Source organism: Cobetia sp. 10Alg 146 (assembly GCF_029846385.1).
Taxonomy (GTDB): Bacteria; Pseudomonadota; Gammaproteobacteria; order Pseudomonadales; family Halomonadaceae; genus Cobetia; species Cobetia marina.
Genome location: NZ_JARWKT010000005.1, coordinates 95,223 through 118,259, shown reverse-complemented (window position 1 = coordinate 118,259; position 23,037 = coordinate 95,223). Strand labels below are relative to the sequence as shown.

21 protein-coding genes are annotated in these 23,037 nt (G+C 62.2%); 19 read left to right on the top strand and 2 right to left on the bottom strand.

Annotated features, from left to right (window positions below; all coding sequences use genetic code 11):
* Nucleotides 1-94 precede the first annotated feature (94 nt).
* The 15 genes from QD172_RS10555 (at nucleotide 95) to rluF (ending at nucleotide 15,300) form a co-directional block, all read left to right on the top strand.
* On the top strand, nucleotides 95-862 hold the full coding sequence (locus QD172_RS10555) for a ParA family protein (protein ID WP_077379799.1): 768 nt from the start codon (nucleotides 95-97) through the stop codon (nucleotides 860-862).
* Between the two features lie 18 nt (nucleotides 863-880).
* Complete coding sequence (locus QD172_RS10550; RefSeq protein WP_084209564.1) at nucleotides 881-1,846, top strand: ParB/RepB/Spo0J family partition protein; 966 nt, start codon at nucleotides 881-883, stop codon at nucleotides 1,844-1,846.
* 392 nt (nucleotides 1,847-2,238) lie between these two features.
* Nucleotides 2,239-2,643 (top strand): ATP synthase subunit I, encoded by a 405-nt coding sequence (locus QD172_RS10545; RefSeq protein WP_077380014.1) that lies wholly within the window; start codon nucleotides 2,239-2,241, stop codon nucleotides 2,641-2,643.
* 9 nt (nucleotides 2,644-2,652) lie between these two features.
* Complete coding sequence (gene atpB, locus QD172_RS10540; protein ID WP_077379803.1) at nucleotides 2,653-3,516, top strand: F0F1 ATP synthase subunit A; 864 nt, start codon at nucleotides 2,653-2,655, stop codon at nucleotides 3,514-3,516.
* A 100-nt stretch (nucleotides 3,517-3,616) separates the two neighbouring features.
* Entirely contained in the window at nucleotides 3,617-3,865 is a 249-nt protein-coding gene (atpE, locus tag QD172_RS10535; protein WP_011508579.1) for a F0F1 ATP synthase subunit C, read from the top strand.
* A gap of 64 nt (nucleotides 3,866-3,929) precedes the next feature.
* Nucleotides 3,930-4,400 carry a F0F1 ATP synthase subunit B gene (locus tag QD172_RS10530; RefSeq protein ID WP_065392628.1) on the top strand — a complete coding sequence of 157 codons (471 nt, stop codon included), beginning with the start codon at nucleotides 3,930-3,932 and terminating at the stop codon, nucleotides 4,398-4,400.
* A gap of 13 nt (nucleotides 4,401-4,413) precedes the next feature.
* Complete coding sequence (locus tag QD172_RS10525; RefSeq protein ID WP_077379805.1) at nucleotides 4,414-4,956, top strand: F0F1 ATP synthase subunit delta; 543 nt, start codon at nucleotides 4,414-4,416, stop codon at nucleotides 4,954-4,956.
* Between the two features lie 16 nt (nucleotides 4,957-4,972).
* On the top strand, nucleotides 4,973-6,517 hold the full coding sequence (gene atpA / locus QD172_RS10520) for a F0F1 ATP synthase subunit alpha (protein ID WP_065392630.1): 1,545 nt from the start codon (nucleotides 4,973-4,975) through the stop codon (nucleotides 6,515-6,517).
* Between the two features lie 67 nt (nucleotides 6,518-6,584).
* Entirely contained in the window at nucleotides 6,585-7,451 is an 867-nt protein-coding gene (gene atpG / locus QD172_RS10515) for a F0F1 ATP synthase subunit gamma (protein ID WP_065392631.1), read from the top strand.
* A gap of 56 nt (nucleotides 7,452-7,507) precedes the next feature.
* Nucleotides 7,508-8,881: a F0F1 ATP synthase subunit beta gene (atpD, locus tag QD172_RS10510; protein WP_077379807.1), complete on the top strand. Its 1,374-nt coding sequence runs from the start codon at nucleotides 7,508-7,510 to the stop codon at nucleotides 8,879-8,881.
* 29 nt (nucleotides 8,882-8,910) lie between these two features.
* A complete protein-coding gene (locus tag QD172_RS10505; protein ID WP_054556360.1) occupies nucleotides 8,911-9,333 on the top strand; it encodes a F0F1 ATP synthase subunit epsilon in 423 nt (140 codons plus the stop codon).
* Between the two features lie 326 nt (nucleotides 9,334-9,659).
* Nucleotides 9,660-11,030 carry a bifunctional UDP-N-acetylglucosamine diphosphorylase/glucosamine-1-phosphate N-acetyltransferase GlmU gene (gene glmU / locus QD172_RS10500; RefSeq protein WP_279855729.1) on the top strand — a complete coding sequence of 457 codons (1,371 nt, stop codon included), beginning with the start codon at nucleotides 9,660-9,662 and terminating at the stop codon, nucleotides 11,028-11,030.
* Between the two features lie 208 nt (nucleotides 11,031-11,238).
* On the top strand, nucleotides 11,239-12,018 hold the full coding sequence (locus QD172_RS10495) for a DeoR family transcriptional regulator (RefSeq protein ID WP_077379812.1): 780 nt from the start codon (nucleotides 11,239-11,241) through the stop codon (nucleotides 12,016-12,018).
* Between the two features lie 11 nt (nucleotides 12,019-12,029).
* Nucleotides 12,030-13,877, top strand: a complete 1,848-nt coding sequence (glmS, locus tag QD172_RS10490) for a glutamine--fructose-6-phosphate transaminase (isomerizing) (RefSeq protein WP_077379814.1) — start codon at nucleotides 12,030-12,032, stop codon at nucleotides 13,875-13,877.
* A gap of 163 nt (nucleotides 13,878-14,040) precedes the next feature.
* On the top strand, nucleotides 14,041-15,300 hold the full coding sequence (gene rluF / locus QD172_RS10485; protein WP_279855727.1) for a 23S rRNA pseudouridine(2604) synthase RluF: 1,260 nt from the start codon (nucleotides 14,041-14,043) through the stop codon (nucleotides 15,298-15,300).
* On the opposite strand, the gene QD172_RS10480 is transcribed toward rluF, so the two are convergent.
* Entirely contained in the window at nucleotides 15,297-15,989 is a 693-nt protein-coding gene (locus tag QD172_RS10480) for a YitT family protein (protein WP_191236412.1), read from the bottom strand. The two genes, rluF and QD172_RS10480, sit on opposite strands and share 4 nt — an antisense overlap.
* A 333-nt stretch (nucleotides 15,990-16,322) precedes the next feature.
* Here QD172_RS10480 and QD172_RS10475 point away from each other — a divergent pair, with 333 nt between their 5' ends.
* Together QD172_RS10475 and QD172_RS10470 are read left to right on the top strand one after the other, a co-directional pair.
* A complete protein-coding gene (locus tag QD172_RS10475; RefSeq protein ID WP_279855724.1) occupies nucleotides 16,323-17,150 on the top strand; it encodes a DUF72 domain-containing protein in 828 nt (275 codons plus the stop codon).
* A gap of 401 nt (nucleotides 17,151-17,551) precedes the next feature.
* Nucleotides 17,552-18,919, top strand: a complete 1,368-nt coding sequence (locus tag QD172_RS10470) for a sodium-dependent transporter (RefSeq protein WP_077379825.1) — start codon at nucleotides 17,552-17,554, stop codon at nucleotides 18,917-18,919.
* A 483-nt stretch (nucleotides 18,920-19,402) separates the two neighbouring features.
* Here QD172_RS10470 and QD172_RS10465 read toward each other — a convergent pair whose 3' ends face one another.
* Nucleotides 19,403-19,621, bottom strand: coding sequence for a hypothetical protein (locus QD172_RS10465; RefSeq protein WP_077379827.1), 219 nt, complete (start codon nucleotides 19,619-19,621; stop codon nucleotides 19,403-19,405).
* 166 nt (nucleotides 19,622-19,787) lie between these two features.
* On the opposite strand from QD172_RS10465, the gene hexR reads away from it, so the two are divergent.
* Entirely contained in the window at nucleotides 19,788-20,654 is an 867-nt protein-coding gene (gene hexR / locus QD172_RS10460) for a transcriptional regulator HexR (protein WP_043331730.1), read from the top strand.
* Between the two features lie 144 nt (nucleotides 20,655-20,798).
* Nucleotides 20,799-23,021: a DNA helicase II gene (uvrD, locus tag QD172_RS10455; RefSeq protein WP_136939512.1), complete on the top strand. Its 2,223-nt coding sequence runs from the start codon at nucleotides 20,799-20,801 to the stop codon at nucleotides 23,019-23,021.
* Nucleotides 23,022-23,037: the final 16 nt, after the last annotated feature.

Genomic DNA, 23,037 nt, shown 5'->3' with positions numbered 1-23,037 from the left:
CTGAGGCTCTGGGGGGGCAGATCCATGATCTGCCCTCGTGAGCATGCGGCTGGTGCCAAAGGCCCCGCTTCTCAAGGAACCAAGGAAGTCGCTCGTGACCAAGATCATCGCGCTGACCAACCAGAAAGGTGGTGTCGGCAAGACCACGACAGCCGTCAATCTCGCCGCTTCGCTGGCGGCGCTCGATCGCCGCGTATTGCTGATCGACCTCGACCCCCAGGGCCACGCCACCATGGGCAGTGGCATCGACAAGCATGACCTGGAAGGCAGCGTGCTGGACGTGCTGCTGGGTGAACTGCGGGCCAGCGACGTGATTCTCGACTGCCCGGATGCCGGCTATGCCCTGTTGCCGGGCAATGGCGATCTCACGGCCGCCGAAGTCGACCTGCTGGATGTCGAAGGGCGCGAGCGGCGTCTTGCCGAGGCACTCGCCCCGATCGCCTCGGAATACGACGTGGTGCTGATCGACTGCCCGCCCTCGCTCAACATGCTGACCGTCAATGCCCTGACCGCCGCCCATGGCGTCCTGATTCCCCTTCAGTGCGAGTTCTATGCTCTGGAAGGCCTGTCAGCGCTGCTGGATACCGTCGAGCAGATACAGGGCAACGTGAATCCGGCCCTCGACGTGTTCGGGATCGTGCGCACCATGTACGACGCCCGCAACAGTCTGACCCGCGATGTCAGCAAGCAACTTTCCGATTACTTTGGCGATACCCTGATCAAGGCCACCATTCCACGCAACGTGCGGGTGGCCGAAGCGCCGAGCCATGGTCTGCCGGTCACCAAGTACGCGCGTCTTTCGCGTGGCAGCCAGGCCTATCGCGTGCTCGCCAAGGAATTGATTCGTCGTCTCTCGCTGTAACTTCACCGAGGAAGGTCCATGACGCGTAAGCGTGCCCTGGGAAGGGGCCTGGATGCCCTGATCGGCGCTGGCAATCGCCGCCGCCATGCCGAATCTGATGCCGAAGGCGCCCTGCCGGCGGCCACGACTGACGCCTTGTCGCCCGACGGCGGGAATGCCGCTGGTGGTGCGACGGATACCGGGGCCGAGGCAGCCGTGCTGTCCGGCGAGCGTCTCGAGCGCCTGCCACTGGGGCAGTTGCAACGTGGCAAGTACCAGCCGCGGCGTGACATCCAGCCGGAAGCGCTGGAAGAACTGGCGGATTCCATTCGCGCCCAGGGGGTCATGCAGCCCATCGTGGTGCGGCCCATCGCGGAAGGACGTTACGAGATCATCGCGGGTGAACGGCGGTGGCGGGCGTCTCAGCTGGCGGAACTGGACACCATTCCGGCCGTCATCCGGGAAGGCATCAGTGACGAGATCGCGCTGGCTCTGGCGCTGATCGAGAACATCCAGCGCGAAAATCTCAATCCGGTCGAAGAGGCCATGGCGCTCAAGCGCCTGCTCGACGAGTTCGAACTGACTCAGCAGCAGGTCGGGGATGCCGTCGGTCGCTCACGTGCGCAAGTGGCCAACCTGTTGCGTCTGCTGACGCTGGACCAGGAAGTGCAGACACTGCTGGAACGCGGTGAGCTGGACATGGGCCATGCCCGTACCCTGATCGGGCTCAGTCCTGCACGTCAGCGCAAGCTGGCTCATGAGGTGGTCGAGCGTGAGCTGACCGTGCGCCAGACGGAGGCGCTGGTGAAAAGCGTGCAGAAAGGAGAGCAGACCAAGCCTTCCGCGCCCAGGCCAGATGCGGACATCCAGCGCCTGGAGACCCGGCTGTCAGAGCAGTTGGGGGCGGCGGTCAATATCCGTCATGGCAAGAGCGGCAAGGGCAAGGTCACCATCTCCTATACCAGCCTGGATGAGCTGGATGGCATTCTCGGTCATATCCACTAGGCATGGCGTGCCTTCGGTGCAGGTGATCGGCTGACATTGAGCCTTTCCGTGCTTCTCTGGTCGTTTTCGTGGCCCTGTGACGCATTGTCGCAGGGCCATGAAGTGCGTTTCTCTGACCGGAGCGGCAAGATCGTCTTGACGGCGGGTTGTGATAGGCGCAACCCTACGTCGCCTGCATCGCAAGCGACTGTCAACGTAAGCCAACTGTCATCTGTTTCACGCAAGATGGTGAGGCTTTGGTCGTAAGCTTGCGAAAGATCAAGGAATTTAGCCGGCAGTTTGGTTGATGGCGATGCGGCGCTCCCCTATAATCCGGCGAGTTTGCTCCCCGGCTGCAGGATGCGCAGTGACAGGGATTGGCGAGAGTCATCACTGCGATGGACAGGTTCACGATGCACAAGACGACACCCGCTGCCTTGCGACGCCCTCAGGTCGCGCGACTTCTCTGGGGCCAGGCGCTGGTGATTCTGTGTGCCGTACTCCTGTCCTGGGTGAGCAAGGGAAGCGGCGCGGCATTGTCTGCCCTGTGTGGTGGCCTGGTCTGCCTGCTGCCCAACCTGTTCTTTGCCTGGCGTTCATTGCGCGTGACGGGTGCACGTTACGCCCAGGCGATGGTCAAGGCCTTCTATCAGGCTGAGGCCGGTAAGTTCGGTTTGACGGCCGTATTGTTTGCATTCTTCTTCATTGCAGTGCCGCCCTCAAACCCCGCTTTATTTTTTTGCGCTTACGTGGCGGCAATGGCGGTTCACTGGCTGGGCCCCTGGCTGGTGAAGCGAACACCGTACACACGAACCTGAGGCAGAGTAATGGCAGGCACCAACCCGAGTCCCTCCGAATATATTCAGCACCACCTGCAGAATCTGACGTTCGGTAACCACCCCGAACACGGGTGGTCCATGGCGCACAGTGCCCAGGAAGCCTCCGACATGGGCTTCTGGGCCATCCATCTGGACACCATGGGCTGGTCCATCGGGCTGGGTCTGATCTTCCTGTGCCTGTTCCGCAAGGTCGCCAAGTCCGCGACCACCGGCGTGCCGAGTGGTCTGCAGAACTTCGTCGAGCTGATGGTCGAGTTCGTCGATCAGTCCGTCAAGGAGACCTTCCACGGTCGTTCCCGCTTGATCGCGCCGCTGTCGCTGACGATCTTCTGCTGGATCTTCCTGATGAACCTGATGGACCTGGTCCCCGTCGACTGGCTGCCGGGCGTTGCTGCCAAGGTTGGCGAGATGTTCGGCGCCGATCCGGCTCACGTGTTCTTCAAGGTGGTACCGTCCACCGACATCAACGCCACACTGGGCATGTCACTGTCCGTGTTCGCGCTGATCATCTTCTACTCCATTCGCGTCAAGGGCCTCAAGGGCTTCGTGGCCGAACTGACGCTGCACCCGTTCAATACCCCGAACAAGCTGGCACAGATCGCGCTGATCCCGGTCAACTTCCTGCTTGAATTCGTGACGCTGATCGCCAAGCCGATCTCTCTGGCGCTGCGTCTGTTCGGTAACATGTATGCAGGCGAGTTGATCTTCATTCTGATCTCGCTGGTCGGTATCTGGCAGCTGCCGCTCCACTTCCCGTGGGCAGTCTTCCATATCCTGGTCATCACCTTGCAGGCATTCATCTTCATGATGCTGACCATCGTCTATCTGAGCATGGCCAGCGAAGATCACTGATGTACCCGCCCCGTGCCATTCGTGGCGCGGGGCAAGATTTCCGAGCTCTGCTCACACCCTCAACCCTTGACTTAAACTTGACTAAAACTGGAGTTCCACAATGGAAGCACAAGTTCTTGGCATGACCGCTATCGCCGTCTCCCTGCTGATCGGTCTGGGCGCCCTGGGCACCGCCATCGGTTTCGGTATCCTCGGTGGCAAGTTCCTGGAAGGCGCCGCGCGTCAGCCGGAAATGATCCCGCAGCTGCAGGTCAAGATGTTCATCGTCGCTGGTCTGCTGGATGCCGTGACCATGATCGGTGTCGGTATCGCGCTGTTCTTCACCTTCGCCAACCCGTTTGTCGGTTAAACATCGGCTGGCCACAGGCCAACCGTGTTTATGACCCAACAATCGTGAAGCGAGAGGTGCTGGCGTGAATCTGAACTTAACCCTGATTGGTCAGGCCATCGCCTTTGCGGTCTTCGTTTTCTTCTGCATGAAGTATGTCTGGCCGCCGGTCACACAGGCTCTGGCAGAACGTCAGAAGAAGATTGCAGATGGTCTGGATGCTGCCAGCCGTGCTACCCGTGACCTCGAACTGGCGCAGGAAAAAGCCAGCGAGACACTGCGGGAAAGCAAGGAAGAAGCAGCAAGCATCATTGAGCAGGCGCACAAGCGTTCCAACCAGATGATCGAGGAAGCTCGTGAAGCTGCCCGTGCCGAAGGCGAGCGCATGGTCGCTCAGGCGCGCGCAGAGATCACCCAGGAGATCAACCAGGCCAAGGACGAGCTCCGTGGTCAGGTCGCATCTCTGGCAGTGATCGGTGCAGAGCGCATCCTGGAATCCTCCATCGACGAAGCCAAGCACCGCGAGCTGATTGACAAACTCGCTGCTGAGCTCTGAGGAGACTGATTCCATGGCTGAAACGTCTACCTCCACCGCGGCTCGCCCGTACGCCAAGGCGGCGTTCGAGTTTGCACGCGGCCAGCAGGCGCTAGAGGCCTGGTCCGGAATGTTGTCGACAGCGGCGAACGTCGCTGTCGACGCGACCGTCAAGGCGGTGCTCGACAACCCGAAGCTCTCTACCGAGCACAAGGTCGACACCTTCATTGACGTGTGCGGCGACGCGTTGGACGACAACGCACGCAACTTCATCCGGACTCTCGGTGAGCAGGACCGCCTCGCGGCCCTGCCCTCCGTGGCCGAATTGTTCGAGGCCCAGAAGGCCGAGCAGGAACAGCGTGTCGAGGTGACCCTGGTGTCTGCCTTTGCACTGGAAAGCGAGCAGGAAGAGAAGCTCGCCACCGCCCTGCGCAAGCGTCTGAACCGCGACATCTCCATTACCACTCAGGTGGATAGTACGCTGCTCGGCGGCGTCATCATCCGTGCCGGAGATACCGTCATTGACGGCTCCGTGCGCGGCAAGCTGGCCCGGCTTTCCGAAGCACTGAACTCCTGAGTCCGAGGGACATGGCATGCAGCAACTGAATCCTTCCGAGATCAGCGACATCATCAAGCAGCGTATCGAAAAGCTTGACGTCGCATCCGAAGCCCGTAATCAGGGCACCATCGTCAGCGTCTCCGACGGCATCGTGCAGATCCACGGCCTCGCAGACGTCATGTTCGGTGAGATGATTGAATTCCCGGGTGGCGTCTTTGGTATGGCGCTCAACCTTGAGCGTGATAGCGTCGGCGCTGTCGTCCTGGGCGACTACCTGCAACTCGAAGAAGGCATGACCGCGCAGTGCACCGGTCGCATTCTCGAAGTGCCGGTGGGTCCGGAAATGGTCGGCCGTGTGGTCGATGCTCTGGGTAACCCGATTGACGGCAAAGGCCCGATCGACGCCAAGCTGACTGACGCGGTCGAGAAGGTCGCTCCGGGCGTCATCGCCCGTGAGCCGGTCGACCAGCCGGTGCAGACTGGTCTGAAGTCCATCGATGCCATGGTGCCGATCGGCCGTGGTCAGCGTGAGCTGATCATCGGTGACCGCCAGATCGGTAAGTCCGCCATCGCGATTGATGCCATCATCAATCAGAAGGGCAAGGGCATTACCTGCGTCTACGTCGCCGTCGGCCAGAAGCAGTCCACCATCGCCAACGTCGTGCGCAAGCTCGAAGAGCACGGCGCGATGGAACACACCATCATCGTCGCGGCTGGTGCCTCCGACCCGGCTGCCATGCTGTTCCTGGCACCGTACGCCGGTTGCACCATGGGCGAGTACTTCCGCGACCGCGGCGAAGACGCGATGATCGTCTATGACGATCTGACCAAGCAGGCATGGGCGTATCGTCAGATCTCCCTGCTGCTCAAGCGTCCGCCGGGCCGTGAAGCCTACCCGGGTGATGTCTTCTATCTCCACTCCCGTCTGCTTGAGCGTTCTGCACGCGTCAACGCCGATTATGTCGAGCAGTTCACCAAGGGTGAAGTGAAAGGCAAGACCGGCTCCCTGACCGCGCTGCCGATCATCGAGACCCAGGGTGGCGACGTCTCCGCGTTCGTTCCGACCAACGTGATCTCCATCACCGACGGTCAGATCTTCCTCGAGACCAGCCTGTTCAACTCCGGTATCCGTCCGTCCATCAACGCGGGTCTGTCTGTTTCCCGTGTCGGTGGTGCTGCCCAGACCAAGATCATCAAGAAGTTGGGTGGTGGTGTGCGTCTGGCACTGGCTCAGTACCGTGAACTGGCAGCCTTCTCGCAGTTCGCCTCCGATCTGGACGAAGCGACCCGCAAGCAGCTCGAGCACGGTCAGCGTGTCACCGAGCTCATGAAGCAGAAGCAGTACTCTCCGATGTCCGTGGCCGACATGGCGATCTCGCTGTTCGCGGCCAACGAAGGCTACCTGGACGACGTCGAAGTCGCCAAGGTGCTGGGCTTCGAGAAAGCGCTGCTTGACTACATGCGCTCCGAGCACGCGGATCTTCTGGACAAGATCAATCAGTCCGGCGGCTACGATGACGAGATCAAGAATGGTCTCAAGGCTGGCGTCGAGAAGTTCAAGGCGACCCAGAGCTGGTAAGTGACATGGCCCGGCCAGTCCGGGCCTTGTCGTTTCCCTTCGGGTGGCATGAATAAGGCAGATCGCTATGGCAGCTGCAAAAGAGATTCGCTCCCAGATCGGGAGCATCAAAAATACGCAAAAGATCACCAGCGCCATGGAAATGGTGGCTGCGTCGAAGATGCGTAAAGCGCAGGATCGCATGGCGGCCAGCCAGCCTTATGCCCATCAGATCCGCAAGGTTGTAGGACACATCGCCCGGGCCAACCCGGAATATCGCCATCCGTATCTGATGGAACGCGATGTGAAGCGTGTCGGTTATATCGTGGTCTCCAGTGATCGCGGCCTGTGTGGTGGCCTGAACGCCAATCTGTTCAAGGCTGTCACCAAGCATGCGAAGAGCTGGCGCGACCAGGGTGTCGAGGTGGACTTCTGTGCCCTCGGCTCCAAGGCCGGTACCTTCTTCCGCAACTACGGTGGCAACCTGCTTGCCGCCAAGTCCGGTCTCGGGGATTCCCCGGGTACCCAGGATCTGATCGGTAGCGTCAAGGCCATGCTGGACGCATTCGACGAGGGCAGCCTCGACCGTCTGTACGTGGTGTTCAACGAGTTCGTCAACACCATGACGCAGAAGCCGGTCGTGCGTCAGCTGCTTCCTCTCGAAGCTGATCAGAACGACGAAGAAACCGGTCCCACTACATGGGACTACCTGTATGAGCCGGATGCCGTCTCGTTGCTCGACAAGCTGCTCAAGCGCTATGTCGAGGCCCAGGTCTATCAGGCCGTGGTCGAGAACATCGCCTGCGAACAGGCAGCGCGAATGATCGCAATGAAGAGTGCGACCGATAACGCCGGCGACCTGATCGACGACCTCCAGCTGGTCTACAACAAGGCCCGCCAGGCAGCGATCACTCAGGAAATCTCCGAGATCGTATCCGGTGCCGCCGCCGTCTGATGACAGCGTGGCAACAGGCAAGCAGGTTTCAATCGCAGGTTTAAGAGGAACCAGGAATGAGCGGACGTATCGTACAAATCATCGGCGCGGTGATTGACGTCGAGTTTCCGCGGGACGCAGTGCCCAAGGTCTACGACGCCCTGAACGTCGCCGATAGCGAGACCGTACTCGAAGTCCAGCAGCAGCTGGGCGACGGCGTGGTCCGTACTATCGCAATGGGTTCGACCGAAGGCCTCAAGCGCAGTCTCGCAGTTGAGAGCACTGGTGCTCCGATCTCCGTGCCGGTCGGCACGGCGACTCTGGGTCGCATCATGAACGTGCTGGGTCAGCCGATCGATGAAGCGGGTGACGTGGGTGCGGATGAGCACATGCCGATCCACCGTGCAGCCCCGAGCTTCGCGGAACAGGCAGCATCAAACGAGCTGCTGGAAACCGGCATCAAGGTCATCGACCTGGTCTGCCCGTTCGCCAAGGGCGGCAAGGTCGGCCTGTTCGGCGGCGCCGGTGTCGGCAAGACCGTCAACATGATGGAGCTGATCCGTAACATCGCCACCGAGCACAGCGGTTACTCCGTGTTCGCGGGCGTGGGTGAGCGTACTCGTGAAGGTAACGATTTCTTCCACGAAATGAAGGAATCCAACGTTCTCGACAAGGTTGCCCTGGTCTACGGTCAGATGAACGAGCCGCCCGGCAACCGTCTGCGCGTGGCACTGACCGGCCTGACCATCGCCGAGAAGTTCCGTGACGAAGGTCGTGACGTTCTGCTGTTCGTCGACAACATCTATCGTTACACCCTGGCAGGGACGGAAGTGTCCGCACTGCTGGGTCGTATGCCGTCCGCGGTGGGTTATCAGCCGACACTGGCGGAAGAGATGGGCGTCCTGCAGGAGCGCATCACTTCTACCAAGACCGGCTCGATCACTTCCGTGCAGGCCGTCTACGTCCCCGCGGATGACTTGACCGACCCGTCTCCGGCGACCACCTTCTCGCACCTTGACGCGACTGTCGTACTGTCTCGTCAGATTGCCGAGCTGGGTATCTATCCGGCCGTTGACCCGCTCGACTCCACCTCTCGTCAGCTCGACCCGCTGGTCGTCGGCGAGGAGCACTACAACACTGCCCGTAACGTTCAGGGTGTGTTGCAGCGCTACAAGGAGCTGAAGGACATCATCGCCATCCTCGGGATGGACGAGCTGTCTGACGAAGACAAGCAGACCGTGGCACGTGCGCGCAAGATCCAGCGCTTCCTGTCACAGCCGTTCTTCGTGGCGGAAATCTTCACCGGCGCGCCGGGCAAGTACGTGTCCCTCAAGGACACCATCCGCGGCTTCCAGGGTATCCTGGACGGCGAATATGACGCACTGCCGGAGCAGGCGTTCTACATGGTCGGCACCATCGACGAAGCTGTCGAGAAAGCCAAGGGCATGTAATTTCCCTGTTCAGGCATGAGGAAACAGGTATGGCTATGAGCGTCCATTGCGACATCGTCAGCGCTGAGAAAGGCATCTTTTCCGGCCTGGTCGAGCGTCTCGTGGCTGCCGGCAGCGAAGGTGACCTCGGCATCATGCCGGGTCACGCACCGCTGCTGACCGAGCTGCAACCCGGCCCGATTCGCGTTCAGCGTCAGGGTGGGGCCGAGGAAATCTACTACGTCAGTGGTGGATTCCTCGAAGTGCAGCCGAACCTCGTTTCAGTCCTCGCCGACACCGCAGTACGTGCCGACGATCTGGATGAGGCGGCAGCCCAGGAAGCCAAGGAAGTGGCCTTGAAGGCCATGAACGATCAGGCTTCCGAACTGGAATACTCACGCGCCACGGCCGAACTGGCCGAGGCGATGGCCAAGCTGCGCACCGTGCAGCAGATGCGTCGTCACACGCGCTGAGATGCACTGGGCCATGACGGCCAGTGACAGGAAAGAGGCGACCTTCGGGTCGCCTTTTTTTATGCCCGAGAGGACTGATGCCTCTAGCCATCGAAGGTCGTTCCTGTGACGCCGGGGACTGACCGGGCTCATCAGGAAGGGTGCCGAGCCCATCGGAGAGATGGCTCAGGTGTCTTGCGGGCGACTGATGCTTTCGCGGGTCTGTTCTCGGCGACAGGGCCGTGGGTAAACCTCGTCACTGGCAGCTCAGGGTTCAGCTGCTATGATGGCGCCATTATTTTCAGGGGCTTCAGGTATGAAGACCCGCTTTCTACAGGAGTTCACCGATGAGCAGTGCAGAGCGTACCGACGTCGTCATTCTTGCCGCAGGCCAGGGCACCCGCATGCGTTCCAAATTGCCGAAGGTGCTGCACCCGTTGGCAGGCAAGGCGATGGTGCGTCATGTGGCTGACACCGCTGCAGGCCTGGACGGTGCGCATCTGAATGTCGTCATCGGTCATGGTGGTGAGCGTGTGCAGCAGCAGCTGGCCGACACCGGCGCGAGCTTTGCCGTTCAGGCAGAGCAGAAGGGCACCGGTCACGCCGTGGCCCAGTCACTGGAAGCCATCGGCGATGGCAAGGTGCTGATCCTGTATGGCGATGTGCCGCTGATTCGTCGCGAGACCCTCGAGGCGCTGCTGGCCGAAGTCAGTGAGCAGACTCTGGGCCTGCTGACGGTGATTCTGGAAGACCCGACAGGCTATGGCCGTATCGTGCGCGATAGCGAAGGTCGCGTCAGCGCCATCGTCGAGCACAAGGATGCCACGCCGGAGCAGCTGGCCATCCAGGAAGGCAACACCGGTATCCTCGCCACCACCGGTGCCCAGCTCAAGCGCTGGCTGCCGGCGCTGTCCGCCGACAACGCCCAGGGCGAGTACTACCTGACCGACATCATCGCCATGGCGGCCAGCGAAGGTGTCAACATCGCCACCGCCCAGCCGGCGGCGGTCGAGGAAGTGCAGGGCGTCAACAATCGTCTGCAGCTGGCCGATCTCGAGCGCGCCTTCCAGCGTCGTGAGGCCAACCGCCTGATGACCGAAGGTGCCAGCCTGGCGGACCCGGCGCGCATCGACGTGCGCGGCAAGCTGTCCATCGGTACCGATATCAGCATCGACGTCGGTTGTGTCTTCGAGGGCGAAGTGAGTCTCGGAGATGACGTGGTCATCGGCGCCCACTGCGTGATCCGCAATGCCACCATCGGTGCCGGCGCCAACATCGCGCCGCATAGCGTCATCGATGGTGCGGTATTGGAAGGTGACAACAATATCGGGCCCTTCGCCCGTCTGCGTCCTGGAACCGAACTGGCGCGCGGCGCGCGCATCGGCAACTTCGTCGAGACCAAGAATGCCCAGGTGGGCGTGAACGCCAAGATCAATCACCTGAGCTATGTCGGTGATGCCACCCTCGGTGAGGCAGTCAACGTCGGTGCCGGCACCATCACCTGCAATTATGACGGTGCCAACAAGTTCCGAACCGAAATTGGCGACAATGCCTTCATCGGCTCCAACTCCGCGCTGGTGGCGCCGCTCAAGATCGGTGCGGGTGCCACCGTGGGCGCTGGCTCGACCCTGAGCCGCGATGTCGCCGAAGGTGCGTTGAGCGTGGCGCGTGGCAAGCGTATCGACAAGCCGGAATGGCCGCGTCCGACCAAGAAGTGAACGGCATCTTCAGTCGCGATGCTTGCTGGTGAGTGAAGGTGGGCATCAGAAACGGGGAGGCACCGACAGGTGTCTCCCCGTTTTGTCATCGCGGTCAGCTCTGTGGAACGGCGTGCAGGAATGAATCGTCTCATCCTGTCTCGTCTTTCACTTGATGTTTCGTTATGCCTCACTTATCTTTCGTTTCGAAACTTTATAGGGGGCCCTGATGTCCAAGCGTCTGACACCACAACGGCGTCACCAGATCCTCGAACAACTGGGACGTGACGGTGAAGTCAGTGTCGAGGCACTGGCGCGGGAACTCGCCACTTCCGAGGTCACCATCCGCAAGGATCTGGCCTTTCTCGAGAAGAGCGGCCTGCTGCTCAGGCGCTACGGCGGCGCCGTGGCCATGCCGCGTGAACTGCTGGTGCATGACGAACCGGTCAGTGCCGCCAAGCAGGCCATCGCCCGCCTGGCAGCCAGCCGTATCGGCGCCCATCAGCGCATCATCATCGACAGCGGTACCACCACGGTGGTGCTGATCCCCGAGCTCAAGGGGCGTGATGACCTGATCGTGATGACCAACTCGCTGAGCGTGGCCAATGCCATTCGCGAGCTGGAAAACGAGCCGGTATTGCTGATGACCGGTGGTACCTGGGATCCGCACTCCGATTCCTTCCAGGGACAGGTGGCGGAGCAGGTGCTGCGCAGTTACGACTTCGACCAGGTCTTCCTCGGCGCGGATGGTCTGGACCTCGAACGTGGCACTACCACCTTCAATGAGCTGATCGGCCTGTCACGCGTGATGGCCGAGGTGTCGCGAGAAGTCGTGGTGATGGCGGAATCCCACAAGCTGGGCCGTCGCATTCCCAACCTGGAGCTGGCCTGGTCCAGCATCAGTACCCTGATAACCGATGACGCGTTGCCTGATGCTGCGCGTGACCAGATTCGCGCTCATGGAGTCGAGGTGTTGATCGCCCCGCTCGTGGCGCCAGCAACAGCATAAGGAGATTGCTCATGTGTGGCATCGTAGGCGCCGTCGCCAGTCGTAACGTCCAGAACATCCTGCTCGAGGGTCTGCACCGCCTCGAATACCGTGGCTATGACAGTGCCGGCATGGCCGTGCTGTCCGAAGAGGGCCGCTTGAATCGCGTGCGTGCGCTGGGCAAGGTCGCGGCGTTGCAGGAGCGTCTCGAAGAATCACCGCTCAAGGGACGCGTGGGTATCGCTCACACTCGCTGGGCCACGCATGGGGCGCCGAGTGAAGCCAATGCTCACCCGCACCAGTCCGGTGACAGCCTGGCCGTGGTCCACAACGGCATCATCGAGAATTACGAGACGCTCAAGCGCGAGCTGCAAGGTCAGGGGTATGTCTTCACCTCCGAGACCGACACCGAGGTGGTCGCCCACCTGCTGGCGCGTGAATACACCCTGAGCCAGGACCTGCTGACCGCCGTCCAGAAGGCCGTCGCCCTGCTAGATGGCGCCTTCGCGCTGGGCGTGGTGCATCGTGCCCAGCCGGACGTGCTGATCGGCGCGCGTCAGGGCAGCCCGCTGGTGATCGGTGTCGGGATCGACGAGCACTTCCTGGCCTCCGATCAGCTGGCGCTGCTGCAGGTCACCGATCGCTTCATCTATCTCAAGGAAGGCGATCTGGTGCGCATGACCGCCGAGCAGATCGAGATCTTCGAGCAGGGCGAGCGTCTGATCACCGAGGCCAACGAGCGCCCGGTCCAGACCTTCGAGCACGCGCAGGATGCCGCCTCCAAGGGTGACTATCGCCACTTCATGCTCAAGGAAATCCACGAGCAGTCCCGTGTGCTGGCCGCCACGCTGGAAGGTCGCCTGAACGGTGATCACGTGCTGGTGCGCAGCTTCGGCAGCGAGGCGGAAAACCTCTTCCGTCAGGTCAAGCAGGTGCAGATCGTCGCCTGTGGTACCAGCTACCACGCCGGCATGGTGGCGCGTTACTGGATCGAGCGTCTGGCCGGCATTCCGGCGGCGGTCGAGGTCGCCTCCGAGTTCCGCTACCGTCCGGTGGTGGTGGCCGATGGCACCCTGTTCGTCACCCTGTCCCAGTCCGGCGAGACCGCCGACACGCTGTCCGCACTGCGCTATGCCCAGTCGCTGGGCGGCTTCCTCGGCAGTCTGGCGATCTGCAACGTCCCGGGCAGCTCGCTGGTGCGTGAATCGGACCTCAGCCTGATGACCATGGCCGGACCGGAAATCGGCGTCGCCTCCACCAAGGCCTTCACCACCCAGCTGGTCGGCCTGATGCTGCTGACGCTGTCGCTGCGTCGCGTGCGGGGTGGCGATGAGGCCGGGGAAGCCGAGGTGGTGCGTGAGCTGCGTCAGCTGCCATCACTGGTCACCAAGGCGCTGGCCATGGACAGCGAGATCGAGCGTCTCTCAGAGGCCTTCGCCGACAAGCACAACGCGCTGTTCCTCGGGCGTGGCACCCAGTTCCCCATCGCGCTGGAAGGCGCGCTCAAGCTCAAGGAAATCTCCTATATCCACGCCGAGGCCTATCCGGCGGGCGAGCTGAAGCACGGCCCGTTGGCGCTGGTGGATGCCGACATGCCGGTGGTCGCGGTGGCACCCAACGACGAGCTGCTCGAGAAGCTCAAGTCGAACCTGCAGGAAGTGCGTGCACGTGGCGGGGAGTTGTTCGTCTTCGCTGACGAGAACATCAGTCTCGAAGAGAGCGAAGGCGTGCGCGTGCTGCGCATGCCACATGTCAGCGAAGTGCTGGCACCGATTCTCTACACTCTGCCGCTGCAGCTGCTGTCCTACCATGTCGCCGTGCTCAAGGGCACCGATGTCGATCAGCCGCGCAACCTGGCCAAGAGCGTCACGGTCGAGTGATTGCAAGACGGCTGCGTCATGTCTGGCGCAGCAGCAGATGAGCTCAGTCTCATCGTGCCAACGGCAGCCTCAGGGCTGCCGTTTTTGGTATCCTGTGCGCCTGCCTTCTTATCCTCTTACGTCCGCTGCGCGTTCATCGCCCGGCGCACGCACGTGACCTGCCATGACTGATCGCGACGCATCGCTCACCCGCCTCAACAAGTTCATCAGCGAAACGGGCTTCTGCTCGCGGCGCGAGGCGGATCGCCATATCGCCGAAGGGCGAGTGACCATCAATGGTGTCGTCCCCGAGATGGGCACCAAGGTCGCGCCAGGCGATGAGGTGCTGGTCAACGGCAAGCCGTTGAAGGCCAAGCAGGAAGCGGTCTATCTGGCCTTCAACAAGCCGGTGGGCATCACCTGTACCACCGAGCGCCACGTGGAAGGCAACATCATCGACTACATCGGCCATCCCAAGCGGATCTTCCCGATCGGTCGCCTCGACAAGCCCTCCGATGGCCTGATCTTTCTGACCAGTGACGGCGACATCGTCAACAAGATCCTGCGGGCCGGCAACGCCCACGAGAAGGAATATGTGGTGCGGGTCGACAAGCCGATCAACCCGGACTTTCTCAAGCGCATGGCAGCCGGCGTGCCGATTCTGGATACCATCACCCAGCCGTGCCGCATCGAGCAGATTTCCACCTATGTGTTCCGCATCATCCTGACGCAGGGGCTCAATCGCCAGATTCGCCGCATGTGCGAGGCGCTGGGCTATGAGGTCTTCAAGCTCAAGCGGGTGCGCATCATGAATGTCAGCCTGGACGGGCTGGGCATCGGCGAATGGCGCTATCTCACCCAGAAGGAGATGGACGACATCCATCGAATGATCGAAGGCTCCAGTGGTACCGAGGAGGCCTCACGACTGGCGGAGGCGCCGACGCCTTCCCAGCACGCGACTGCCGCGCGCCATCAGCGTGCCGCGCAGGATACGGATAGCGGCCGGCGTGGTGGTGCTCGGCGCGAGGACAGCAGCAAGCGCGCCATGGGCCAGCGCAGCTCGGATCAGCGCGGCTCAGGTCAGCCCAAGACAGGCCAACGCTCGGGTGCTCGCCAGGAAGGGGCGGGGCGGCGGGAGCGTACCGATGAGTCCAGGTCCGTTCGTGGCAATCAGGAACGCAGCAGCGCCGGCAAGGGCGGCTCCCAGCCGGGCAGCAAGAGCGCCAATGGCGCGGGCAAGCTCGCGAGCGGCCTCAAGCCACGCACGCGTGGCAAGGCCGGAGAGCGTCGCGATGAGCGCGATGCGGCGAGCAAGGGGGCTGGCAACAAGTCCTCTGGCAACACGACCTTTGGCAAGAAGAATCCTGGCGGCAGAAGTGCCGGGGGAAAGAGCCCGTCGTACAAGGGCGGCGGCGGCTCCAATGGCGGGCGTGGTCGCCGCTAGTGAGCTGCCTGCACTTGCTTGCCATCGTCTTGAGCGGTGGTGCTGGCATCTGAGCCTTGAGGCGTGCGGCGGTGGTAGCGCCCCAGTACGAAGGACAGCGTGGCGAACGCCAGTGCCGAGCAGATGACCTGCGGCCAGGGATAGACCAGTGCGGCGAGCGCGATCAGCAGCAGGTCGAAGGCGAAAGTCGTGCGGCCTGCATGGATGGCGAAGCGTCGCTCCAGATCCAGCGCGAGAATGTTGAGTCCGCCGAGGGAGGCGTTCTCGCGAAACAGCAGGGTGACCCCCAGCCCGATGAGCAGGCCTGCGGCAATCGCCACCACCGGCAGATTGACGTCGCCCAGCGGCAGACTGACCGCCAGTAGATCCGTCAGGACCGAGAGAAGACTGACGCATCCCAGGGTGCGCAGCGTGAAGTTGAGCCCCAGCTGCTTCCAGGCCAGCCCGTAGAAGGGCAGGTTGATCAGGAAGAACAGACTGCCGAAGCTCAAGCCCGTCAGGTCCGAGCCAAGCAATGACATCCCGGCAGTACCACTGACCAGCAAGCCGCCGGCCTGCAGCAGGCGCACGCCGAGTGCCACCAGCAGACAGCCCTCGAAGAGCGTGATCAGGCTACGCAGCGTGATGGCATTGGCCGCACGGGAGCGGCTGTCGTTGGCACGCAGGATGAGTCGTTGGAAAGCAGTCATGACAGGCTCCGGGGTATGGGCAGTCAACAATGATGGCTTCCGACCTGCTTGTGGCGGGCAGAAAGCGATGTCGCGGCGAGGGGTGGTTCGCCTGTGACGGTTCATGCAGGAAGCGGACCATAGCACGCCGTGATGACAGTTTTTATTGTGCTTACGTCGCTCTAGCAGACGATATTATTCGGTGTATTGGGTCTTTGACCCTCACATTCCTCTAGCTATGGCGCCTTCATGCACCATTTTCATGCATCCTCCGCACCGACGGAGACGAATGTTCCGCACGCTGCGGGCCATGACAGAGCTTGCGAGGCGGGGCATCTTCATCTCGGGCTCGCGATGTGGGCCAACGATGACTGGCGCGGCAGCCTGCTGCCGGGCAGTGGCCCGCGCGAGCATCTGGCGGATTACGCGCAGGTCTTCGACTGTGTCGAAGGCAATACCAGCTTCTATGCTCTGCCGCCGGAGAGCGCCGTGGCCAGCTGGGCCCGCCAGGCGCCCGAGCACTTCCGCTTCTGCTTCAAGTTGCCGGGACGACTGACCCATGAGTTGAGGCTTCAGGGAATCGAGGAGGAGCTGGCGGAATTCCTGGCGCGGCTTGCGCCGCTTAAGTCGCGCATGGGGCCGATCATGATCCAGCTGCCACGCGACCTGGGGGAGGAGGTACTCCCGCGTCTTGCGCAATTCTTCGCGCATGTCGAGGGTGCTGGCCTTGATTGGGTCGTGGAGCCCCGTGCCCCGAGTTTCTTTGCCAAGGGCTCGGTGGAACGACAGTTGAATCGCTTGTTGATAAGTCACGGAGTCGATCGCGTGATGCTGGATGTCCGTCCACTCTTCAGTGGCCCCGATACCGCGCATCCAGGGCTTGCCGTGGCACGCTCGGAAAAGCCGCATCGCCCATTGCATGTGTTCTCCAGCGCGCGCCAACCGCTGGTCCGCTTCATCGGGCATCATGACGACGCGACCAATCTGGCCTTCTTCCAGCCCTGGGTGGACCGCCTTTCCCTGTGGATAAATCAGGGGAAAAGCCCTTTCCTGTTTGTGCATACTCCTGACAACAAGGCGGCTCCGGACTTGGCACGTCGTCTGGCCAATCAGGTGCTGGAGCGGCTTGATCGTCCATTGATCGGTGCCTTCCCCGGGGAAGGACAAGGACGTCTCTTCTAGCGTCATCCGCTGCCTGTCGCGCTTCAGTGTCTTGCGGGACGGGGGAAGTGACCTGCCGGCCTCAGTCGCTGTTTTCTATCGTGAGGCGATGGTCTGAGGGTGGCTTGCTGGTAGATATCGGGTCAATCGAGTAACTTTACCTACCTATTGTCATTACCACGGCGATATTTACCGGGGCGGGCAGCGTGTCCATTCCGGCGTGTCTATCGACACCAGTCTGTCTGTCATTCGGGCCTATCCGGCCATGATGACGGCCAGATGCACCACAGCAGTGATCCTGCGACGCCATCCTGTCGGCCACGGTTCATCCTTCCGTCTCGCCAGCATGATGCAACAAGCACAACAAGATGCCACAGGCCGCTACCCGTGGCTGGCATCATCGCGACGAATCAGGGACTCACATGTCATCCAAACCGCATTCCCACGCTCAGTGGTCTTCTCGCCTGGCCTTCACCCTGGCCGCCGTCGGTTCCTCCGTCGGACTGGGCAACATCTGGAAATTCCCGTACATGACCGGTGAGAGCGGCGGCGGTGCCTTCGTTCTTGTCTATCTGGTCTGCATTCTGTTGATCGGTCTGCCGATCCTGATGTCCGAGTGGCTGCTGGGCCGCCTGGGACAGAAGAACCCGATCTCGACCATGAGTCACATCAGTGCGCGCCTCAAGCGTAGCCCCGCCTGGGTGTTGATCGGGGTGGCCGGTGTGCTCGGCGCCTATCTGATCCTGTCCTTCTACAGTGTCATCGGTGGCTGGGCACTGGCCTTCATCGCCGACGCCGCCAGTGGCAGCTTCGAAAGCCTGACCTCTGACACGGCAGGCAGTCTGTTCGGTGGTCTGCTGGGCGACCCGACCACCCTGCTGGCCTGGCACAGTGCCTTCATGCTGATGGTGATCCTGGTCGTGGCCGGGGGCGTCGCGGGTGGTCTGGAGCGTGCCGCCAAGATCCTGATGCCGCTGCTGGCGGTCATGTTGGTCATGCTGGTCGGGTATGCGGCGACCACTGATGGCTTCGCGGAAGCGGCTGCCTGGCTGCTGACACCGGACTTCTCCAAGCTCGACAAGGATGGCGTGCTGGCGGCGATGGGGCATGCCTTCTTCACCCTGTCACTGGGCATGGGCATCATGATGGCCTACGGCTCCTATCTCTCCGATGACGTCAACATCGGGCGTACCGCGCTGATCGTGGTGGTGCTGGATACCGTCATCGCTCTGCTGGCGGGGCTGGCCATCTTCCCGGTGGTGTTCTCCAATGGTCTCGACGCCGCTGCGGGCCCGGGCCTGATCTTCCAGACCCTGCCGCTGGCCTTCGGCCACATGCCGGGCGGAGAAGTGTTCGGCGTGGTGTTCTTCGTGCTGCTGGTCTTCGCGGCCTGGACCTCAGGCATCTCGCTGCTGGAACCCATCGTCGAATGGCTGGAAGAGAAGACGCCGATGTCACGCGTGGCCTCTGCCTGGGTGGCGGGGATCGCGACCTGGCTGCTGGGGATCGCCACCATCCTGTCCTTCAATCTGTGGAGTGATGTGGCGCCGCTGGGCATGTTCGCCAAGTTCGAGGGCATGACCATCTTCGACCTGCTCGATTACGCGACCAGCAAGCTGATGCTGCCGCTGACCGGCCTGGCGACCATCGTCTTCGTCGGCTGGTTCATGGGGCGTGATGAAGTGCGCAGTCAGCTCAACATGAGCGACTCGGCCTTCAAGCTGTGGAGCTTCGTGGCGCGCTTCATCGCCCCGATCGGCGTGGTGGTGGTCTTCGCCTCCAGCCTGTAATCCCGGCCCCACTCTTCAGGCTGACCTGATGTTCTGTCAGCACGGATCTGACGGCATTGAAGAACGACAAGAGGCTCGCCTATCCGGCGAGCCTCTTGCGTTTCTGGCCGAGATGGCCCGTGCACGACACCCTGGCGGCGACTCGATGCTCAGTGTGGGAGATGGCGGACGTCACGTTCATGTCGGTGTGTACTTGCACCCTGTTGGTGCATCGTCCTGGGCGATGACATGACAATGAGGCAGAGAGTATCGGTGAAGATGAAGGATGATCGAGAGTGACACCGTGGCGAGCGCGCGGCAGAAGGCAGAGTCATTGCAGAGGGAAATGAAGGCTGAGGGCCCGAAGGCAGAAGAAAATGTCGCGAGGGGGGCTGACCATGCTCATCAGAGATGGCGGCAAGGAAGACAGAAGCCCTCGTCCCTGAGCTGGCAGGGAGGTGGGGGACTGCTCGGCGGGGAGGCGTATCGCTCCCCGCCCGAGAATCAGTGGGTATCGATATCGCTTTCCGTTTCCAGCACTTCGATGTCGCTTAAATCCTCGCTCAGGCGCTTGATTTCGTTGTGCATTTCGATTCCGCGTCTGGCGCGGAGGTGGCGGACTGCGCTTTGTTTCTTGCGGGCCTGATGTTCGTCGGCACCGAGGGTCATGAAAATATCGAGAAGCTCGTTCTTGAGCGTATCTACCTGCTCTGAATTACGCATGATTCGACCTCCATGGCATCCAAAGGATGTGGGCTTTCACTGGCGCCACACCGTTTTACTATAGCTCACTTGACAAAATTGTGACCATAGACCGCCTGTGATGGCGACACCCCCCGGGGGATGTCGTAAGCTCAGGCATGCCCATGAAGTCTGCAAGGAGTGTGCCGTGAGTCATGCCATCTTCGACGACCTGAGGAGCCGGATGGAGAATTTCCGCCGCTCTGAACAGAAGGTTGCCCGTTACGTCCTCCGCCATCCGGAGGAGGTGATTCACATGCGGATCGTCGATCTGGCCAGTGAATCCTCGGTCAGTGAACCGACGGTAGTGCGCTTCTGTCGTGCGATGGGCTTTGCCGGCTTCCAGGACTTCAAGCTCCAGCTGGCGCAACGCCTGGCCACGGGCACCCAGTTCGCCCAGTTCTCGATGAATGACTCCGACAGCGTGGCGGAGTTCTCTCACTCCCTGTTCGATTCCACCATCGGCACGCTGCTGTCAGTGCGTGACCGTCTGGATGCCGAAGCCGTCGCACGTGCCATCCACTCGCTGGCCTCCGCCAGCCGGGTCGAGTTCTACGGCTATGGCGCCTCGGGTGCCGTGGCCCACGATGCCCAGCACAAGTTCTTTCGTCTGCAGATCTCCACTGCCGCCTACACCGACCCGCACATGCAGAACATGTCAGCGGTGACGCTGGGGCCGCGCGACGTGGTGGTCGCCATCTCCCAGACCGGACGCACCAAGGCGCTGATCGCCAGCGTGCGTCTGGCACGGGATGCCGGCGCGACCGTCATCGGCCTGTGTCCCAGCGGCTCGCCGCTGGCGGATGAAGTCACGCTGCCGCTGCACATCGATGTGCATGAAGACACCGAGATCTATACGCCGATGAGCTCACGCATCGCGCATCTGGTGATCGTCGATACGCTGGCGGTGGGGGTCGCCAAGGCACGTGGTCCCAAGCTCAAGGAGCAGCTGGAAGCGGTCAAGAAGAGCCTTGCCACCCTGCGCATCGATGATCACGACTTCGATACGCACTGAGTGCCTTAAAAGCGTCACCTGTCAGGGATGACGCGTGCAGGGAAGAGCAGGGCAGGCCGCTGTGATAAGGTGGATGCCTGAACAGGGGCAGCCCCCGACCCGCTGCCCCGCCCCTCGACTTCTCTGCCCTGTGGTGAGCCCTGCATGTCCGAATCGCCCCTCCTCGATCACCTCAACACGCATCAGCGTGAGGCCGTGTCCGCGCCGCCGGGCAACATGCTGGTACTGGCGGGCGCCGGCTCCGGCAAGACCCGCGTGCTGGTCCATCGCATCGCCTGGTTGATGGACCGATACCAGTTCTCGCCCTATGCCATCCTGTCGGTGACCTTCACCAACAAGGCCTCCCGCGAGATGCGCACGCGTCTCGAGGCGCTCAATGGCAGCAGTCTGCGCCACATGTGGGTCGGCACCTTCCACTCCATCAGTCACCGTCTGCTGCGCACCCACTGGCAGGAGGCGCGTCTGCCCGAGCACTTCCAGATCATCGACAGCGATGACCAGCTGCGCATGGTCAAGCGGCTGCTCAAGGAGCACAACGTCGATGACGAGCGCTGGCCGCCCAAGCAGGTCCAGTACTTCATCGCCGGCTGCAAGGAAGAGGGGCTGCGGGCCCATCAGGTCCAGACCCACGGCGACGCCTACATGGGCAAGATGGTCGAGATGTACGAGCTCTATCAGCTGGCTTGCGAGCGTGGCGGGCTGGTGGATTTCGGTGAGCTGCTGCTGCGCTCGCTGGAGCTGCTGCGTGACACACCGCACCTGCTGGCGCATTACCGCGAGCGCTTCGCCCACCTGCTTGTCGACGAGTTCCAGGATACCAATACCCTGCAGTACGCCTGGCTGAAGCTGCTGGCCGGCGATCGCGAGTGCATGACCGTGGTCGGCGATGATGACCAGTCCATCTACGGCTGGCGTGGCGCGCGGGTCGAGAACATCCAGCGCTTCACCGAGGAATTCGCCAATACCCGTGTGGTGCGTCTGGAGCAGAACTACCGCTCCTCCAGCGCCATCCTGGAGGCTGCCAACGCCCTGATCAGCCACAACGGCGGGCGCATGGGCAAGGAGCTGTGGACCGACAGCGGCCGTGGCGAGCGGATTCGGGTCTATGCCGGCTTCAACGACATCGACGAATCGCGCTACATCGCCGATACCATCCGCGAACTGGTCAATGAGCATGGTTACAGTCGCGACGAGATCGCGATCCTGTATCGCTCCAACGCCCAGTCACGCGTGCTGGAGGAGACGCTGATCCGCCAGGGCATGCCGTATCGCATCTACGGGGGGCAGCGTTTCTACGAGCGTCTCGAGATCAAGAACGCGCTCGCCTACCTGCGCCTGATGAACAACCGCGAGGACGATGCCGCCCTGGAGCGCGTGATCAACGTGCCGGCGCGTGGCATCGGCATGCGCACCGTCGAGCAGCTGCGCGAGCGTGCGCGCTACGGCAACCTGACCATGTGGCAGGCGATGAGCGATGCAGTTTCCGATGGCGCCCTCAAGGGGCGCGCCGCCACCGCCGTGCGTGCCTTCGCCGACATCATCGATGGCCTCGACAACGACACCGCCGGCATGGCGCTGCATGAGCTGGTCGAACACGTCATCCACGTCTCCGGCCTGCGCGAGCACCACGCCGCCGAGAAGGGCGAGAAGGGTCAGGCGCGCCTCGAGAACCTTGCCGAGCTGGTCAACGCCTGTCGTGCCTTCAGTCAGGGCGAGCGCATGGACCCGGAAGCCCCCAGCGAAGGGGCCGAGGCGCTGGAGCCCTTCCTCGCCGAAGCCGCGCTGGATGCCGGTGATCATGAAGCCGCCGAAGGCGAGGAATGCGTACAGATGATGACGCTGCACTCCGCCAAGGGGCTCGAATTCCCGGTGGTGTTCGTCGCCGGGGTCGAGGAAGGGCTGTTCCCGCACAAGATGTCACTGGAGGAGCCGGGGCGCCTCGAGGAAGAGCGTCGCCTGTGCTACGTCGGTGTCACCCGTGCCATGCAGCGCCTCTACCTGACCTACGCCGAGCTGCGGCGCATGCACGGCAAGGAGACCTTCCAGCGACCGTCGCGCTTCCTGCGTGAGCTGCCGGAAGAGCTGCTGGAGGAAGTGCGCCTGCGTGGCCAGGTCTCGCGTCCGGTCTCGACCCAGCGTGCCACGCCGAATCGTCGCCCCTCCGGGCCGCGTCAGGAGAGTGTCGAGGCCAATGGCGACATGCCGGCGCTGTCGCTCGGCAGCCTGGTGCGTCATCCGCTGTTCGGCGAGGGCGTGGTCATCAACGCCGAAGGCCAGGGCGAGCGCGCGCGTGTCCAGATCAGCTTCGAGGGCGAAGGCGACAAGTGGCTGGTGCTGGGCTTCGCCAAGCTGGAAGTGCTGAGCTGACCCTCTAGACAGCAGG

Excerpts from the sequence above, each read along its gene's own strand:
- QD172_RS10475 (WP_279855724.1), top strand. The coding sequence starts at position 16,323 with ATGTGGGCCAACGATGACTGGCGCGGCAGCCTGCTGCCGGGCAGTGGC.
- uvrD (WP_136939512.1), top strand. The coding sequence starts at position 20,799 with ATGTCCGAATCGCCCCTCCTCGATCACCTCAACACGCATCAGCGTGAG.
- QD172_RS10470 (WP_077379825.1), top strand. The coding sequence starts at position 17,552 with ATGTCATCCAAACCGCATTCCCACGCTCAGTGGTCTTCTCGCCTGGCC.
- QD172_RS10505 (WP_054556360.1), top strand. The coding sequence starts at position 8,911 with ATGGCTATGAGCGTCCATTGCGACATCGTCAGCGCTGAGAAAGGCATC.
- QD172_RS10550 (WP_084209564.1), top strand. The coding sequence starts at position 881 with ATGACGCGTAAGCGTGCCCTGGGAAGGGGCCTGGATGCCCTGATCGGC.
- QD172_RS10480 (WP_191236412.1), bottom strand. The coding sequence starts at position 15,989 with ATGACTGCTTTCCAACGACTCATCCTGCGTGCCAACGACAGCCGCTCC.
- atpD (WP_077379807.1), top strand. The coding sequence starts at position 7,508 with ATGAGCGGACGTATCGTACAAATCATCGGCGCGGTGATTGACGTCGAG.
- QD172_RS10525 (WP_077379805.1), top strand. The coding sequence starts at position 4,414 with ATGGCTGAAACGTCTACCTCCACCGCGGCTCGCCCGTACGCCAAGGCG.
- atpG (WP_065392631.1), top strand. The coding sequence starts at position 6,585 with ATGGCAGCTGCAAAAGAGATTCGCTCCCAGATCGGGAGCATCAAAAAT.
- QD172_RS10495 (WP_077379812.1), top strand. The coding sequence starts at position 11,239 with ATGTCCAAGCGTCTGACACCACAACGGCGTCACCAGATCCTCGAACAA.
- atpE (WP_011508579.1), top strand. The coding sequence starts at position 3,617 with ATGGAAGCACAAGTTCTTGGCATGACCGCTATCGCCGTCTCCCTGCTG.
- QD172_RS10465 (WP_077379827.1), bottom strand. The coding sequence starts at position 19,621 with ATGCGTAATTCAGAGCAGGTAGATACGCTCAAGAACGAGCTTCTCGAT.
- glmS (WP_077379814.1), top strand. The coding sequence starts at position 12,030 with ATGTGTGGCATCGTAGGCGCCGTCGCCAGTCGTAACGTCCAGAACATC.
- QD172_RS10545 (WP_077380014.1), top strand. The coding sequence starts at position 2,239 with ATGCACAAGACGACACCCGCTGCCTTGCGACGCCCTCAGGTCGCGCGA.
- glmU (WP_279855729.1), top strand. The coding sequence starts at position 9,660 with ATGAGCAGTGCAGAGCGTACCGACGTCGTCATTCTTGCCGCAGGCCAG.
- atpB (WP_077379803.1), top strand. The coding sequence starts at position 2,653 with ATGGCAGGCACCAACCCGAGTCCCTCCGAATATATTCAGCACCACCTG.
- rluF (WP_279855727.1), top strand. The coding sequence starts at position 14,041 with ATGACTGATCGCGACGCATCGCTCACCCGCCTCAACAAGTTCATCAGC.
- atpA (WP_065392630.1), top strand. The coding sequence starts at position 4,973 with ATGCAGCAACTGAATCCTTCCGAGATCAGCGACATCATCAAGCAGCGT.